The sequence below is a fragment of the Prevotella sp. oral taxon 299 str. F0039 genome, from assembly GCF_000163055.2.
Classification (GTDB): Bacteria; Bacteroidota; Bacteroidia; order Bacteroidales; family Bacteroidaceae; genus Prevotella.
Map to the genome: position 1 here is coordinate 626,572 of NC_022124.1, position 17,643 is coordinate 644,214.

Here is a 17,643-nt window from a genome sequence, read left to right on the forward strand (position 1 = left end):
AGTAAATATACTCTTTTGTTATTGCTTTTCAATAGCACTGCTTTTGCGTTGTAATTGTAATGCTTTTGCACCTTAAAAACATTGCTTTTACATTCTAATTTGCATGCTTTTAAAAATCATTTCGTATGTTGTTGATTATTAGTAAGTATGAACTTAGAAACAATAGCATTGCTACCAATGTTGCGAGTAATGCTACAAAGTTACAAAGAAAATGTAAAAAAGAATGAGAGAATATACTAAAAATCAAATAATTCTTTGTTATTTAAAAAGAAATAAGTAATTTTGCAACCCGAGTTCGAATAATAATAACAATAAATAAATAACTAAAATGAAAAGAACATTTCAGCCTCATAACAGACGAAGAGTTAATAAACACGGCTTTAGAGAAAGAATGTCTACTAAAAATGGACGTCGTGTATTGGCTGCACGTCGTGCTCGTGGCCGTAAGAAACTTACTGTTTCTGACGAACATCATGGTAAATAATCAATTATTTATCATCGAGAATGATGGTGAAAGACAGTAAAAAGATAGATAAGTCTTTTTACTGTCTTTTGTTGTTTATAGTGAACTGAACCATTTATACAATCTAATTAGAGGGAAAAAGCAACGCTTTGAAAAGCCATTTTGTATAGAGGTGCTATATATAATAAGGTGAACTATAATTCAAAACTACTCTTTTTATAGGATTTCTGTAGATTAAAATATATTGATTAGACCTCTTTTAAGAAAATGAGAAAGAAGATATTGTCGCTCGTAACCATGCTTGTTGTAGTGTTATTGGCGAGTTGTGGCAATTTAACCACAGATGAAATAAACGAAAAATGCGCTTCGGGTGTAGTGCTGATACGTAACCAAAGCTACTTTGAAGTGCGCCTAAATAATGGTGAATCTTTTTATTTTACTGACTTTAATAAGGAAGAAGAGACCTTTGAAGGGTGGACTTCGGAACGCAGTGAGATAGAGAAAAATGAGAATTATGGCACTGGTTTCTTTATATCTGATAAAGGATTGATTGCCACCAATCATCATGTTGTGGCGTCAAAGATCGATGAAGACGAGGCGAAAAAATCGTTAAAGGAGATGTTTAATAATTATAAAGAGGCTTGTTATGGAGAATATTATAGCTATAATGAGGAAATAGAAGGACTCGAAGATACTAAACAAGAGAAGTTTAATGCAGGTGAAGACTACTCAAAAGAAGACTCTATGCTTGCTGAAATTCGTGAATACAGAGCCAAAATAGAAGCAAGATATCGTGAATTAGAAAGGATAAACATTCATAAGAGTAAGCTTATTTACCACCGAGAGATAGGTATTTCGTATAATAACTCATGGGTAAAGAAAGAATCTGACATTATTCCTTGCACCGTGTTAAAGACTGATAAGGAACACGACTTAGCGATTATTCAGCTTGATAGCAAGGTAACTCCAAGCGAAAACTATATCTTCAATGTGCCAGCGGTAGACCCATTGAACTCTTATACCTTTAAGGAAAATATGAAAAAGAAGGCAGGAGAAGATAAAAACTCAAGTGTTTACATGATTAGTTTCAATCTTGGTCCACAGCTTGCGCTTACCACTGAGGGTATAAAATCACAGATAAACTTAGGTAATATCTCGCAAAAAACTGATGAGCAACTACTCTATTCAATTCCAAGTTTACCAGGTTCGAGCGGTTCTCCCGTTGTAAATGAACAAGGAGAGTTGGTTGCTGTGAACTTTGCAGGACTCAGTACGACTCAAAGTTTCAACTATGGTATCCGTGTAAAATTCCTTTATAGCTTGCTACAAAGCCTACCAAAGTAAGCCAATAGTAAAGAATATAGAATACAAAATAAGGCTCTTTTCGATCGTGAAAAGAGCCTTATTGCTTTTTATAACATTGCCGTTATGTCGTCATCTTATGGAATACTCTCGCCTTCGATATATTGTTCGAGGAGCAAGTGCTCGCCATCGAACACTGCATAGGTAAACTGTGTAATCCAATCTCCAAGTATAATTATTCGTGCTTTGCGTGATAATACCAAGTCAAGTTCAATGTGTCGGTGTCCATAAATAAAGTAATCGACGTTGGCATGTGTCTTTAAATAGTCCTTTGTGAATAGCACTAAGTGTTCTTTATCTTCGCCCATGTAGCGTGGTTCTTGTCCTCCCATGTGCTTCAAACGACTCTTTTTTGCCCAATTTAAGCCCAAAGCGAGTCCCCAACGTGGGTGAATGGCATTCAAAAGACGTTGACAAGTTTTATTATGGAATAGCTTCCGAAGTAGTTTAAACTTCTTATCGGGATCGCCAAGACCATCTCCGTGAGCTAAAAAGAATACTTTATCGTATAATTCAACTGTTTCTGGTTCTTTATGAATAATCATTCCGCATTCCTTTTCAAAGTATCCATAACTCCATAGGTCGTGATTTCCTACAAAGAAATGCACCTCAACACCCATGTCTGTCAATTCAGATATCTTGCCAAAGAAGCGAGTATAGCCTTTAGGAACGCATAGCTTGTATTCGTTCCAGAAGTCGAATATATCTCCAAGGAGGTATATTGCTTGTGCTTTATGCTTGATAGAATCGAGGAAACGCACAATTCTTCGTTCTTGAGTGCGGCCGTGTTCTATTGCAAGCGAGCCAAGATGGGCATCAGAAAGGAAATAAATGTTCTTCATACTATTGATTCATTGGTTATTCAAAGCCTAACTCAACACGTGCTTCTTCGCTCATCATGCTTTGATCCCATGCAGGTTCAAACACAAGGTTTACCTTTGTTGAGGTGACACCAGTTAGGCTTTCTACTTTTGTTTGTACGTCGGCTAGAATGAAATCTGCCGCAGGACATGCAGGAGCTGTAAAGGTCATATCTATCTCAACACCTCCTTCTTCGTTTACATCGATACTATAAATCAAGCCAAGATCGTAGATGTTAACGGGTATCTCTGGGTCGTAAACAGTTCTAAGAACGTCTACTATACTTGCTTCTATCTTGAGTTTTTCTTCTTGTGTCATATTCATTATTTTTAATTATGTATTTTACAAAGATAAATAAAATACTGCAAATGCGCATAAGTTTTGCCATAATCATTGCTTTTTCTTTGATAAGTGCAAAGTAACTTTTTCTTTTTGATGAGCAAGTGATGAGGGGGTGTCAACTAAAAATATAGCTTTTGATGACTAATAAGAATGCTTTTGCAGGGTAATTGTAATGCTTTTATCTTGTAAACTCATTGCTTTTAGAGGGAGAAGGAAAAGTGATGTGTTTTGAAGATAGGTGAGATGAGGCTGAAATGCCTATGGGTAAAGGGATAAAGAGAGTTTTGCTAAAATACAATATAGGGCTTTAATCGCTCAATATCTTGTTGAGAAAATTCTTTTAGTTGTTGCAGTTCGTTAATGTTTTTAACTGCTCCTTTAATCCTTCTATAATCGATTATGGCTCGAGCTTTATAAAAATTAAAGTAGGGGTGACGTTTTAATTGATTTAAAGAGAGTTGGTTGATATGTAAAGGTTGAATGTCGTTGGGGTTGATTTTGAGGTAGGGGACTGCCTCAGAGGGAAAGTTCTCGATTTCGTTGAGTTGCTTTTCAGAATAGAAACCGCCTAAACGTGAGCGGTAACGAACAATCTCTCGGGCGAAGAAAGAACCAATTCCTGGTACTTTTTTCAGCTCGTTGGTGTCTGCAGAGTTCAGTAAAATCTGTTCGTTGGCACGTAGCTTATAGGTAAAATGAGTGGAATCATTTTGTTTGGACTTGTCGGAATGAATAAAGTTAGAGGCTTCTTGATAGTCGGAAGATATGGAGATATAAGGCTCTAGCATACGATATTGCTTTAAGGTGAGTCCGTAGAGCTTGGCAAAATCACTGGCTTGGCGATATATTCCGCCCTTAGCTCGATAACGATAGATGTTTTTCACTTGCCAAGGTTGCAATCCTAAAGAAAGTAGTAGAGTGCTGTCGGCAGTGTTAGGGTCGAACTTTTGCAAGTGAATGGCAATACCTTCTTGCTCGTTATAATAAGTATTTGGGGTGGTATTGGGGCTACTTTTATCTGTGATTTGCTTTGTGTTGGTGTTGCTAATGTTGGTGTTAGGATGTGAGAGTAGGTGCTTTTTGCCCACAAGAAAAATAACAGCAACAACGCAAATGCCGATGAATAAAAGCGAAAGGGCACGCCTATCCGATCGCTGAAGATAAAAGAAATATTTCAGTTTCATTGTAGTTTGGGTTAGTAATAAACAGTTCTAAGTGGCGATTAAAGGTCTATTTGATGACGAAGTTATGGCTCTTTGTTTTGCAATTGCTCCTCTTCCCACTTATCTTTCCATAGCTTAAAGGGGAGATGTAGCAAGAAAGAGTTGTAGAAACGCTTGTCGCCTGTAACCTCTTTTTCGATGAAATCGGGCTTAATGAAAGGCTCGTCGATGCTCGAAAGCTCTACTTCTGCCATAATTAAGCCTTCGTTATCGCCATAAAACTCGTCTACTTCAAAGGTATGCTCACCGCTTTTAATAAAGAATCGCTCTTTATCTATCATTCCACCTTTGCACAATTTGAACAGATTTTCAGCCTCTTCGTGGGTGATTTCTTTCTCAAATTCATAGTGAGAAAGTCCTCCATCGACAGAACGAGACTTGATGGTGAGGAACGATTTTTCGCCTTTTGTTCTTATTCTAACGGTTGCATCTTGGCAAGGAATATAGCCTTGCTTAATGGTTTGATGAGCAAAGGCAAGGCTTTTAAATGCTTTTGCCTTGCTCACAATAAACTTTCTTTCTATTTCTAAGCCACTCATTTATACAAAAAAGAATGAAGCCATAGTTAATAAACCAAGAATTATAAGGGCAATGAAAATGTACTTGATAACGTTCTTTGCCTCTTTTTCTTCGTGTTCTCTGCGTCTTTTACGGTTAATCTTACTTTTCTCGCTCATAGTTGTATAGATTTTAATTGTTAATGGTTTATTGATTGTTATTTTATTCGATTTCTTTAGGTTGAAAAGGGTTTTGAAAAGATGGTGCGAAGGCAAACTAATTTATTGCTCATCATTCACTGGAAACTCCATTAAGTAAGCCTTAATGAATTCGTCTATCTTACCATTCATCACGCCATCTACATCAGTTGTTTGGTAATTAGTGCGATGATCTTTCACTCTTCTGTCATCAAATACATAAGAACGGATTTGACTTCCCCACTCAATCTTTTTCTTTCCTGCTTCTATTTTTGCTTGAGCTTCGAGTCGTTTCTTCATTGCTCGGTCGTAAAGTTGCGACTTTAGCAAGCGCATAGCGTTATTTCTGTTTTCTAATTGTTTTCTACTTTCGGTGTTTTCAATCAATATTTCCTCTTCAACTCCAGTGTCGGGATCGGTATATTGGTAGCGCAATCGTACTCCTGTTTCAACCTTATTGACGTTCTGTCCACCAGCTCCTCCACTTCGAAAGAGATCCCAACTAACCTTAGAAGGGTCTACATACACCTCAATAGTATCGTCTACGAGGGGTGAAACGAAAACACTGGCAAACGAAGTCATTCTTTTTCCTTGCGCATTGAATGGAGATACACGTACAAGTCGATGCACTCCGTTCTCACTTTTCAAGTAACCGTAAGCAAATTCGCCTCCTTCAATCTCCATAGTAACGCTCTTTATGCCCGCTTCGTCGCCTTCTTGAAGATTACTTATGGTGACTTTATGCCCGTGAGACTCTGCCCATCGCATATAAAGTCGCATCAACATCGATGCCCAGTCTTGGCTTTCAGTACCTCCAGCACCTGAGTTGATTTTTAGAACACAATCCATTGGGTCTTCTTTTTGGCGTAACATGTTCATCAACTCCAATGCTTCTACAGCTTGAAGAGCCTTTTTGTAGGTTTCATCTACTTCGCTTTCAGAAACCATTTCGTCGTGAAAAAAGTCGAAAGATAGTTGCAATTCATCAGCCAAAAGGCGCACTTCTTTGTAGCCAACGAGCCACTTTTCGATGCCTTTTACCTTCTTCATTTGCTCTTGTGCACGCTCAACATCATCCCAAAAATCGGGTGCTTGTGTTCTAAGTTGCTCTTCTTCGAATTCAACTTTCTTCTCTTCTATATTTAAATAGGCGTGGAGTGCGTCTGCTCTTTCTTGTATATCTTTGAGTTGTTCTGCCGTAATCATTCACTGAAAGTGTTTTAGTTGTTTATTGAAAAACAACGACTTGTTTCCTTTTGAGGGTTTATTGATTATTCGACGTACATCTTTTCGATGACATCTTTATAGTTTTCGTAGATCACTCTACGTTTTAATTTGAGGGTATTGGTTAGCTCTCCAGCTTCAATACTAAAGTTTCTAGGTAGGAGAGTGATGCGTTTTATCTGCTCATAACTTGCCAATTGCTGTTGAATGGTGCATATTCTGTCCATTACTAGCTTATTTATTTTTGAGTTACTGCAAAGCTCTTCTTTTGAATTGAATGAGATATTATGCGACAAGGCATATTCTTCTAACAATTGATAGTTAGGAACGACGAGCGCAGAAACAAACTTCCTTTCGTCGGCAATGATTGTTACTTCGTCGATATATCTATCTACTAATAATAAAGTTTCAATTTGTTGAGGAGCGATGTACTTTCCATTTGAAGTCTTAAAGAGATCTTTTATTCTCTCAGTTAAGAAGAGTTCGCCATCTTTTATATATCCAGAATCGCCCGTATGGAAGAACCCATCGCTGTCGAAAGCCGTTTTATTGATAGCATCTCTCTTATAATATCCCTTTGTAATGGTTGGACCTTTAAGGAGAATTTCATTATTTTCGCCAAGCTTAATCTCAAGACCTTCAATTGGAATACCCACAGATCCAATTGTAAAAGCTTTTCCTTTATGGTCGCACGATACTGTTGCTAAGCTCTCAGTAAGTCCATATCCTGCCAGCATGTCAATGCCGATAGCATGTACAAAAGTTTCTATCTCGGGTGATATGCGTGATCCTGCGGTTGGAAAGATGTTTGGTTCAGTGAAACCCAATTGCTTTCTAACCTTGCTAAGTATTGTTTTATTGAGTAGATTGTATTCTAAGCGTAATGCAAGAGGAGGTGTTTTGCCCTTACTTAGATAGTCGATATTGTGCTTTTTGCCTATTGAAAGAGCATGATTAAATATTTTTTGTTGAAGACTACTTGCACTTTCAATCTTCTCTTTCACTCCACTATAAACCTTTTCCCAGAATCTTGGCACTGAAGACATGCAGGTTGGGTGAGTCTCTTTCAATGAGATAAGGATGTCTTTAGGGTTGGTATTGATAATGATTTGTGCGCCTCTGCTTAGCGAAAGATATGCCCATGCACGTTCAAAGATATGTGTATATGGCAAAAAGCTCATCACTCGGTCTTTATTTGTAACGGGAACGCATTTTGTATTGGCTTCAAGTGCAGCTTCATATTGTTCGTATGTAAGCATAACACCTTTGCTGTCACCAGTGGTTCCACTTGTATATAGGATGTTACATAAGTCGTCAAAGCTTGCGGTTTTATATAAATCGTCTACTTTAGCTTGATGTTGTAGCTCTTTTCCACGTTGAATAAAGTCTTTAAAATATAAGGTGGTGTTATCTTCTTTGCTAAGAGTTACACTATCATCAAATACAATAATCTGTGTCAGAGAAGGGCAATGAGACAGTACCCTGCGTGCTTTGTCGTATTGATCTTGTTCTCCAACAAACACCAATCGTATCTCTGCATCATTAATAATGAATTGAATTTGTTGCTCACTACTTGTTGCATAGAATGGAATAGTTATGGCTTTAATTCCATAAGCACCAAAGTCTGTGTATAAATAAGAAAGACAATTTTGCGAAAATACAGCAATCTTATCGTGAGGTTGTATGCCTAATTCAAGTAGAGCATTACTTACTTCTTTTACATGTAGTGAGAACTCATTCCATGAAACACTGTTCCACGAGTTGCAACCAAAATCTTTATACGTTAGAGCAGGCTTTTCTTTATATTGCGAAGCCAATGTGTGTATGAGTATAGAAAGGTGGCGTTGGTTTTGCATATTATGTAGATTGTTGATTTATAATGTACAAAGATAATGTAAAAATATTGATTAAAATGCAGTATTTATTGTTTTTGTTACCTTAAAGTAATCATATTTTATTTATAATAATGGTGTTTTTGAGTTTCAGAACAGGATTCTTTTAAGATAAATGAGGATAAGACTATTCTTAATCAATTGTTATAATAAACGAGATTATGAATAATTTTTCTGATTTGAAATAGATGATATAAGCAGAAAAATGCAGGAATATAGGTTCTATTTCTGCAAAAGGATATCTTATATTTTTATTGTATTCAATTATTTATGTCATCTTGAATAATATCCTTTCTTCTTATAAAAATGTTTTTATAATGCGTATTTCGGTATATAGAAAAAAAACTTTATTTTTGCAATAATGAAACTTAGCATTATTATTCCAGTGTATAATACAGAACAAACACTAGGAAGATGTATAAATAGTGTATTGCAGTCGTCGTTGAATAATTTTGAAATTATTCTGATAAATGATGGCTCAACAGATAATTCTGCTAATATTTGTGAGTCTTACAAGAATAGTTATCCACAACAAATCCAGGTTATTCATCAAAAAAATCAAGGACTTTCAGCAGCAAGAAATGCAGGCTTAGATATCTCAAAAGGACAATATGTCACTTTTATAGACTCTGATGATTACATTTCTAAAGACCTTTATTGCCACCTTTTAGAGCAACTTAATGTTAATCACAACATTGATCTTTTAGAATATTCTCTAGTAAAAAAAGCACAAAATAATACTGAAATACTTTTCAACTTTAAGGATTCTATTTATCGAAATCATCGAAGTTATTGGATTAAGACCCATGCTTATATACATGCGTTTGCGTGGAATAAGATTTATAAGAGAGAGCTATTTAAGGATTTACGCTATCCTATAGGAAAGAAATTCGAAGATGTTTGGCTTCTACCTCGCATCATTCAAAAATGCCAAACCATTGCTACTACATCTTGTGGATATTACCATTACGATTATAACCCACATGGAATCACTGCCACTGCAGATGGAATGGCATTGCAAGACCTGCTAAATGCTCATTTAAAAGTGTTCGAACAATATCAAAATGCAGATTATTATTTAAGTCTTTTGAATATTCAAATCGACGTCTTTAACCGACTTAAAACTCCTATTTTGCTCCCTTATAAACGATATTGGACAAACTTTAAGCTCGTTTTAGTTAGTTGCTTAGGCGTTAAAACAACATGCCGAATAATGAACCAGTTATATAAATGGAGACAACGAAACCGCTAATTAGTTTTATAATAACGACCTACAATTTGTCTGCTCATTATTTATTAAGGTGCATTGATAGTGTTTTCTCAATCTCATTAAATCAGAATGAATTTGAGATCGTACTGGTTGATGATGGTAGTAAAATAAAGATTCTACCCGAATTAAAACAATATCAGAGTCTTATTCGTTACATTTATCAAGACAATAAAGGAGCTAGTGGAGCCCGAAATACAGGCATAGATCATGCAAAAGGAGAATATATTCAATTTATCGATGGTGATGATTACCTCTTAACCAAGCCTTATAACTATTGTATAGATATACTTAAACAAGAAAAACCACAGCTATTATTGTTTAAGTATACGAAAAATAAAGACCATGAAGGAAGCTATAAAAGAAGTAAAAGCACAACTGGAGCTGATTATATGCTTCATAATAATCTACAATTATCTGTCGACACGTCAATTTTAAAACGTAATATTTTAGACGGTTTACGTTTCTCTTGTGGTAGATTGAATGAGGATGAGGAGTTTATGCCTTTATTGTTACTACGTGCAAAGAATTTTATTGCCATTGATGCAAATGCTTATTTCTATGAAACCCGACAAGAATCGTGCTCCAATGATATAGGTATAACCATTCTTAAGAAACGATTAGAAGATACAAAGAATATTCTTCTGCATTTTAATAAACTGATACCAACTCTTTCGAATAAAGAGCGTTTGGCTCTTGAAAGAAGAACGGCTCAGCTAACAATGGACTATATTTACAATACGATTAAATATCTAAATGATTATAATGAATTGGTGCATAGAATAAATGAGTTAAGAAAATACCATTTATTTCCTCTTAAAAATAGATATTACACTACTAAATATTATCTATTTAGAGCACTCACGTTATCAACTTTGGGACACAAAATATTATTCAAATTAATTGTAAAAATAAGATGAGAATATTATTATTGGGCGAATATAGCAATGTGCATACAACTCTTTCTAAGGTATTAAAACAACGTGGACACGAAGTTCTTTTAATTTCAAATGGTGATTTCTGGAAGAACTATCCACGTGATATTGACCTCAGTAGGCGATATACTAAATGGGGAGGACTACTTTATTGGTTAAAGGTAATAATGCTTTTGCCTCGTTTACGCAACTTCGATATTGTTCAAATCATCAATCCTATGTTCCTAGAGTTAAAGGCTCAACGCATCTTTCCTATTTATAATTATCTTAAAAAGCATAACAAACGCATTGTTCTTTGTGCCATGGGAATGGATCATTATTGGGTTGATTCCTGCACGAATCATAAACATTTAAGATATAGCGACTTTAATATTCACGACAAGGTACGTACTAATAAAGATGCAATAGCAGAACAAGCAGACTGGCTTAACACCCCTAAAGAAACACTAAACAAGCATATTGCCCATACATGCGACGCAATTGTTAGTGGATTATACGAGTATTGGGCTACCTATCAACTTTATTTTCCTCAAAAAAATATATTTATCCCCTTTCCTATTCCTATTGAAACACAACCCGAAGAGATAGGGGCTTTTCATTATCCTTTAAGGATATTTATTGGAATAAGTAAAAATCGACACGAATATAAGGGTACAGACATAATGTTAAAAGCCGCAAAAGCAATAGCAAATAAATATCCTTCTAAGGTTATTTTGCACGAGGTGAAAGGTGTTCCCTTTAATGAATATCAGCAAATTATGAACGGGAGTGATATTATTCTTGACCAATTATATAGTTATACTCCTGCAATGAATGGACTTTTAGCTATGAGTAAGGGGATAATATGTGTAGGTGGAGGCGAGCCTGAGAATTATAATATCTTGAATGAAAACACTTTAAAACCTATTATAAATGTTGAACCAAACTATGAAAGTGTTGAAACTGCACTCGAAGAGCTTGTTCTTGCACCCGACAAAATTCAGAAATTAAAAGAAGATAGTATTCATTATGTTGAGAAACATCACGATGAAAATAAAGTTGCGAAGCAATACGAAGACCTTTATTGGCGACTTCTAAGAGCCTAAAAAGTAAACTCTCTTTCTGAAATTCTTTCTTTATTTGTATACAATAGTTGTGCTATTACTTGTTTCTATGTATGCTTAATACAATATCTGTTGTGATAGATGTTTACCATAGTGCCGTTTAAAATATCTAATTTATAGTTGTGCGGTATTTACTTATTATGTTTTGAAATAGCAAAAGGTACATAATTGAAATAAAGATAGTTTATTAAATAATTAAGAAAATAATGATTTTTGTTTGATTTATATTAAATAAAAGCATTAACTTTGCATTGAAATCATAAAACCAGTGTGTTTTTATGCTATAATATCTTAAAAAATGAAACCCTTAAGGAAGATGATGATCATCTTAGGCTTCAACCTTTGCATGCAAATAAGTGTGCGTTAAACAACTAGATTACATTAATTAATAACTTAAAATAATAGATTATGATGAAAACATCTACTACAAAACGAATTGGTATGGCAATTGTCATGCTATTTGTATGTGCTTTTACATTCGCAGAAGACTTGCATCTTGATTTCAAAAAGAACCCTATGGGCTGGATTGATGGTCGAAATAAGATGGCGCTTAACACCGACTACACTTATAAAGATATTGTCTTTACAGTGACAAAAATGGACGGAGGCTATAGAACTTATATCCAAGGAGGTTATTTAACCATTAATTCTTTCAATCAATTTAAGTTGAAAGCACTTAATGGAAAGCGCATAAAAAAAGTAGCTTTTCAAATAAGAATAGCCGATGATTATGTATTAGAGACTGATGATAAGCGCTTTCCTGTGAAAGAAAACTCTAAATATTTCTATCATGAGTGGGACGAAGCAAAGGCAGAAATAGTGTTTACTAATACAAGTCGCTTAACAGAAGTGATCGTTTCAGATATCTTTATTACCTTAGAAGGTGGTGAAACGCCTGTAGTTCCAGAGCCAGAGGTTCCAACAACAACTGTTACTTACGACTTTAACAAATTAAATCCAGCTTGGAATGTTGAGAGTGTAGTAAACGATCCTTTCAATAAAAACAACGGAAAGATTGAAGATAATCATAAACTTATACAAGATGGAGTGGTGCTTACACCATCAAATGTGAGTAAGACAGAATATATTCGTGTATTAGAAAACATTCTTACAATACCAGCAACTAGTGGAATAACACTTGAAGCACCAGCAGGAAAGACTATAGCTAAAGTCGAATTTGTATTAGCAAGCTCTAGAAGTAATCTTAAAGTAAGCGGTACTGATACAGAACTTGAAGCTATTAGAAAGACTGTAACACATAAAGTTGATGCTCAAAAGGTATCTTTCGAAGCTGTAGCAGGTAAAGCACAAATAACTAAAATAAATGTTGTTTTGAAAGATGGAACACCAACTGGCATCACAACAGTGCGTGAAACACAACAAAACGACAAGCGTGTTTACAACCTAAATGGTGTTGCAGTGGGCACAGTAGAGCAATTAAGCACTCTACCAAAGGGTGTTTACATAATAAACGGAACTAAAGTTTTAGTTCATTAAGAGGTAAAAATAATTGTATTAATGATAATCTTTTTAGATGGTAGCCCTGTTATTCGTGATGAATGACGGGGCTTTTTCTTTCTGTCTCCTTTTAATTTTATTTTTATTTAAAAGTGTTTGTATATCAATGATATAGCGTGAGCCAACTAAAAGCATTGCAATTTGTTTGTAAAAACACTGCTTTTAGGTTGCAATAACATAGCTATTAAGTCGCAATAACAATGCTTTTATCAATTTCGTAATATCTTCTTTCATTCAACCAACACGGCGGTTGCTTATCAATATCCTTACTTCTAAAAACGAAAAAGCATAGCGCAAAAACTACTTTTTATAGCAATCGTTTCCCCGTCGTATTCATCACTTCTAAAGAAAAGCATTATCTTTGCGGTTAAATATGAGTAAAGAACAACAGTTTGCACCCACACTTTTAGCGTGGTATAGCATCAATGGACGTGAACTTCCATGGCGAAAAACAACCAATCCCTATTTCATTTGGTTGAGCGAGATTATCCTTCAGCAAACAAGAGTTGAACAGGGAATGAGCTATTGGCATAAGTTTGTAAACCATTATGGCACTGTTGAACAGCTAGCCTTAGCAAGTGAAGATGCAGTTCTGTTGCTTTGGCAAGGATTAGGCTATTATTCTCGGGCACGAAACATGCTAGTTGCGGCTCAACAAGTAGTAGGAATGGGAGGTTTCCCTACCACATCTAAAGAGTTACAGAAGCTTAAAGGCGTTGGTATTTATACCGCATCTGCCATAGCTTCGTTTGCTTTTAACGAGCAAGTAGCCGTTGTAGATGGTAATGTTTATAGAGTACTGGCACGCTATTTCGGTATAGATGTGCCAATAGATGATAGGAAAGGAAAAGAACTTTTTGAACAATTGGCGCAGCGTTTGTTACCTCCTAAGGGCGGTGCTCAATACAATCAAGCGATAATGGATTTCGGTGCACTTCAATGTGTACCCGCTTCTCCCAACTGCATGCAATGCCCTTTGATAGAAACTTGCGACGCTTTTAGAAATGATAAGGTTGCAACCCTGCCTGTAAAGCAAAAGAAAGTGAAAAAGCAAAATGTGCTTTTACATTATGTTTACTTGCAATGCAATGGTAAAACAGCCTTGATGCGCCGAGGAAAGGGTGATATTTGGAATGGGTTGTGGCAACCTTTGTTGTTAGAAGACCTACTTCAACAACCCATTGAGCCATCAAGCGAATATCAAACACTGCAAAAGCACTATCCACAAGCCGTTCAAGTGGTGAAAGAACTCAAACATTTGCTAACTCATCGAACCATCTTTGCCAACTTGTTTTTTATTCGTTTAGAGAAAGAAATAAACCTTCCCGAACCCTATCAGTGGGTGAAAGAAAACGAAATAGAGCAGTATGCGCACTCTCGTTTGGTGGAGTTGCTCATCGAAAAAGTGAGAGATTATCTGGGAGCGAATCACTAAAAATAGGCTCATCTTATTGCGCTTTTAAAGCATAGAACCACTAAAAAAAAGCAAAAGAAATAGAAGAATAGCATAATATGAAAAGAAAGAATCTGTTGTTTGCCAATATTCAATATACGATAGGTTATGTTTATCGTTGGATAGTGCGTGCAACCAAGTGTCAAGGTTTTGGCATTCAGTCGCCTTGGGCATTTCGTTTTGCTCGCAATGTCATCAACGAGCATGCCCTGTATCATGTTTATGGTGACATGAAGAAAGCTTTTCCTTATGCTACAAAGCTAGAACATAAGTTAGGAAAACTCTATTTTCGTGTTGCTAACTTTATACAACCCACTTGTTGGTGCATTGTTGGTGAGGGAGAAGAGTGGATAGAACCCTATGTAAAAGCTGGCTGTAAAACCACTCGAATCGTAGTGGCAAAAACTTTAAAAGAATTGTTTTATTGCGAATTAACCAACGAAGAGAACGTTGTTTTGCTTGTGCAAGACTTCAACGTAGATAACACTCTGCTTCAAAATGTTATTGCCCTACTCTCGGAAAAGAGCGTTGTGATGATGCCACATATTTATAAAAATACTTTAAGCAAAAGCCTTTGGGAGTTTATTGTGAACGACACCAAGGGGCAAGAGTGCTTTGATTTATACTATTGTGGAATGGCTTTCCTCGATAAGAAAAGACATCCCCATTATTATAAAATAAACTTTTAGCTAGATGCAATGCATCTCTTTGTTGCAGAAAATAATGATTTGAGGATATAAATAATATTATAAAAAGTACAATAAAGTAGCAATCAAAACGTTAATAATAAAGTGTTGAGGAGATTAGTTATAGTGGTGGGGGCATTGTTTGCATGCGTTTTGGTTGTAAAAGCGCAATACGATGCTAATTTTAGTCATTATTTTGGCATGCCCACATCATTCAATCCCGCCGCAGTTGGAAGTCAATCAAAATTGAATATAACAGCGGCTTATGCTCATAACTTTGCTGGTTTTGAGCATAATCCACGCACAATGTACCTTTCGGGCGACCTTCCTGTTCGCTTTCTGAATAGCTTTCACGGTGTGGGAGGTTATTTTATGAACGATCAAATAGGTTTGTTTAGTCATCAGAGCATCAATGCACAATATGCACTTCAAAGTAAATTATTTGGCGGAGTGCTTGCTATCGGACTTCAAGTGGGTATGCTTACCGAGCAATTTGATGGCACAAAGCTCGATCCAAACGAAACAAACGACCCAGCATTGCCCACAACTAAGGAAACAGGAAACGCTGTAGATATGGGTATAGGAGTCTTTTTTAATAATAAAGACAAATGGTATGTAGGTGCATCTGCAAAACATCTCAATGCTCCAAAGGTGAAAATTGGGGAGCGAAACACACTTCCTGTAGACCCTATGTATTATCTAACGGCAGGCTATCGAATTAAGTTCAGAAACCCATTTGTTACTCTTCAGCCTTCAATATTGGCACGAACAGATTTAAGTGGGTATCGGGTAGATCTTACAAATCGTGTGGTTTACAACAACGAAAACCGCTTGTTATATGGCGGTGTGGGCTATAGTCCAACCAATTCGGTGACCTTTTTGATTGGAGGAAGCGTGAAAGGATTTGTGTTAGGCTATAGTTATGAGCTTTATACATCGGCTATTAGTGTTGGAAATGGTAGTCACGAACTGTTCATTGGCTATCAAACAGACATCAACTTTGCGAAGAAAGGCAGAAATAAACATCAGTCTGTGCGTATCTTATAAATAGATATTCTTCCTTTATAAAACAGCCGTTATCAACTTGTTGACATGCAAAAAGAGTATTGAAGCAAAATATGAGACAAACAATAGAACGAACAAAATAAAGAGATTAAATAATATAAATGAGAAAACAAGTAACATTCCTTTGGACATTTATTGCAGCCATAGCTCTTAGTAGCTGCTTTGGTAGTAAGAATGCCACCACAAATTCGAAACAAGGTGGTGAGGTAGTTGGAGTGAGTGGTCACCCTTTTAGCGAGCCAACGCCTTATGGTATGACCAAAATATCACGTGGCTACCTTCACATGGGTATTGATAAACAAGACTCATTGTGGGGTATGAAAACTCCAGTTAAAGACATATCAGTAGATGGTTTCTGGATGGATGAAACAGAAGTAAGTAATTCTAAATATAAACAATTTGTGATGTGGGTTCGTGATAGTATTCTAAGAACTCGCCTTGCAGACCCTGCTTATGGCGGAGATGAAACCTATTTGATTACAGAAGATAAAGAAGGTAACCCCATTTCACCACGTATTAATTGGAAAAAGCCACTTCCTCGTAAACCAAACGAAGATGAAAAACGTGCTTTTGAAAGTCTTTATAAAACCAATCCCGTTACAGGTGAGAAGCTTTTAGACTATCGCCAGTTGAATTATAAATATCAAGTATACGATTATACCACAGCTGCTTTGCGTCGTAACCGATTCAATCCAAGTGAAAGAGATTTGAATACCGACAACGAAGGTGCATCTATTGAACCCGTAATGATATCGAAAGATACGGCTTATATAAATGACGAAGGACGCATTGTCAGCGAAACTATCAATCGAGAGCTAACAAGTGAGTGGGATTTCTTAAACACTTATATAGTGAATGTTTATCCTGATACAACCTGTTGGGTAAACGATTTCCGTAATTCAGATAACGAAGTGTATCTCAGGAACTATTTTAGTAACCCTGCATATAGCGACTATCCAGTTGTAGGAGTTACGTGGGAACAGGCTAATGCCTATTGTGCTTGGCGCACAGATTACCTCTTAAAAGGACTAGGAGCAGAGGCTAGATATGTTCAACGCTATCGACTTCCAACCGAAGCAGAATGGGAATATGCTGCAAGAGGAAAGAGTGGAAGCGAATATCCATGGGAAAATGAAGACGTAAAAAGTGGAAATGGCTGCTTCTATGCAAACTTTAAGCCCGATAGAGGTAACTATACCAAAGATGGAAACTTGATAACAAGTCGCACAGGTATATATTCTGCTAATTCAAATGGACTCTTTGATATGGCAGGTAACGTGGCAGAATGGACTGGAACCATATATACTGAGGCTGGAGTAGATGCAATGAACGATCTAAATCCACAGCTATCGTATAACGCAGCCAAGGAAGATCCATACAAACTAAAGAAGAAAAGCGTTAGAGGAGGATCGTGGAAAGATCCCGAATCGTATATAAGAAGCGCATGGAGAACATGGGAATACCAAAATCAACCACGCTCTTATATTGGCTTTAGATGCGTAAGAAGCTTAGCAAATACCACAAGTGTTAAACAAAAAAAGAATAAAAAGTAAT

General features: G+C 36.2%; 16 protein-coding genes. 10 read left to right on the forward strand and 6 right to left on the reverse strand.

The features are described 5' to 3' along the window. The first annotated feature begins 328 nt into the window (after positions 1-328). Positions 329-484, forward strand: coding sequence for a 50S ribosomal protein L34 (gene rpmH / locus HMPREF0669_RS02475; protein WP_009228614.1), 156 nt, complete (start codon positions 329-331; stop codon positions 482-484). A 246-nt stretch (positions 485-730) separates the two neighbouring features. Next, positions 731-1,807, forward strand: coding sequence for a serine protease (locus HMPREF0669_RS02480; protein ID WP_009228615.1), 1,077 nt, complete (start codon positions 731-733; stop codon positions 1,805-1,807). Between the two features lie 95 nt (positions 1,808-1,902). Here the strand turns inward: HMPREF0669_RS02480 and HMPREF0669_RS02485 are convergent, their stop codons facing one another. The 6 genes from HMPREF0669_RS02485 to HMPREF0669_RS02510 form a co-directional block, all read right to left on the reverse strand. Then, positions 1,903-2,667 carry a UDP-2,3-diacylglucosamine diphosphatase gene (locus HMPREF0669_RS02485; RefSeq protein WP_009228616.1) on the reverse strand — a complete coding sequence of 255 codons (765 nt, stop codon included), beginning with the start codon at positions 2,665-2,667 and terminating at the stop codon, positions 1,903-1,905. 16 nt (positions 2,668-2,683) lie between these two features. After that, entirely contained in the window at positions 2,684-3,004 is a 321-nt protein-coding gene (locus HMPREF0669_RS02490; protein WP_020967961.1) for a metal-sulfur cluster assembly factor, read from the reverse strand. A 311-nt stretch (positions 3,005-3,315) separates the two neighbouring features. Further along, positions 3,316-4,212, reverse strand: a complete 897-nt coding sequence (locus HMPREF0669_RS02495) for a helix-hairpin-helix domain-containing protein (protein ID WP_009228619.1) — start codon at positions 4,210-4,212, stop codon at positions 3,316-3,318. Between the two features lie 62 nt (positions 4,213-4,274). Beyond that, positions 4,275-4,790 carry a CYTH domain-containing protein gene (locus tag HMPREF0669_RS02500; RefSeq protein WP_009228620.1) on the reverse strand — a complete coding sequence of 172 codons (516 nt, stop codon included), beginning with the start codon at positions 4,788-4,790 and terminating at the stop codon, positions 4,275-4,277. Positions 4,791-5,030: 240 nt separating this feature from the next. Next, complete coding sequence (gene prfB, locus HMPREF0669_RS02505; protein WP_009228622.1) at positions 5,031-6,152, reverse strand: peptide chain release factor 2; 1,122 nt, start codon at positions 6,150-6,152, stop codon at positions 5,031-5,033. Between the two features lie 65 nt (positions 6,153-6,217). Then, a complete protein-coding gene (locus tag HMPREF0669_RS02510; protein ID WP_009228623.1) occupies positions 6,218-8,026 on the reverse strand; it encodes a long-chain fatty acid--CoA ligase in 1,809 nt (602 codons plus the stop codon). 397 nt (positions 8,027-8,423) lie between these two features. Between HMPREF0669_RS02510 and HMPREF0669_RS02515 the strand changes: the two genes are divergently transcribed. The 8 genes from HMPREF0669_RS02515 (at position 8,424) to HMPREF0669_RS02550 (ending at position 17,642) form a co-directional block, all read left to right on the forward strand. Next, a complete protein-coding gene (locus HMPREF0669_RS02515) occupies positions 8,424-9,314 on the forward strand; it encodes a glycosyltransferase (RefSeq protein WP_009228624.1) in 891 nt (296 codons plus the stop codon). Further along, a complete protein-coding gene (locus tag HMPREF0669_RS02520; RefSeq protein ID WP_044045492.1) occupies positions 9,293-10,249 on the forward strand; it encodes a glycosyltransferase family 2 protein in 957 nt (318 codons plus the stop codon). Before HMPREF0669_RS02515 ends, HMPREF0669_RS02520 begins: the two co-directional genes overlap by 22 nt. Further along, positions 10,246-11,349 (forward strand): glycosyltransferase family 1 protein, encoded by a 1,104-nt coding sequence (locus HMPREF0669_RS02525; protein WP_009228626.1) that lies wholly within the window; start codon positions 10,246-10,248, stop codon positions 11,347-11,349. Before HMPREF0669_RS02520 ends, HMPREF0669_RS02525 begins: the two co-directional genes overlap by 4 nt. A 426-nt stretch (positions 11,350-11,775) precedes the next feature. Beyond that, positions 11,776-12,864, forward strand: coding sequence for a hypothetical protein (locus HMPREF0669_RS02530; RefSeq protein WP_009228627.1), 1,089 nt, complete (start codon positions 11,776-11,778; stop codon positions 12,862-12,864). Positions 12,865-13,258: 394 nt separating this feature from the next. Next, on the forward strand, positions 13,259-14,320 hold the full coding sequence (mutY, locus tag HMPREF0669_RS02535) for an A/G-specific adenine glycosylase (protein WP_009228628.1): 1,062 nt from the start codon (positions 13,259-13,261) through the stop codon (positions 14,318-14,320). A gap of 77 nt (positions 14,321-14,397) precedes the next feature. Continuing rightward, complete coding sequence (locus tag HMPREF0669_RS02540; protein WP_009228629.1) at positions 14,398-15,027, forward strand: hypothetical protein; 630 nt, start codon at positions 14,398-14,400, stop codon at positions 15,025-15,027. 102 nt (positions 15,028-15,129) lie between these two features. Then, a complete protein-coding gene (locus HMPREF0669_RS02545) occupies positions 15,130-16,071 on the forward strand; it encodes a type IX secretion system membrane protein PorP/SprF (protein WP_009228630.1) in 942 nt (313 codons plus the stop codon). A 119-nt stretch (positions 16,072-16,190) separates the two neighbouring features. Next, complete coding sequence (locus tag HMPREF0669_RS02550; protein WP_009228631.1) at positions 16,191-17,642, forward strand: SUMF1/EgtB/PvdO family nonheme iron enzyme; 1,452 nt, start codon at positions 16,191-16,193, stop codon at positions 17,640-17,642. Position 17,643: the final 1 nt, after the last annotated feature.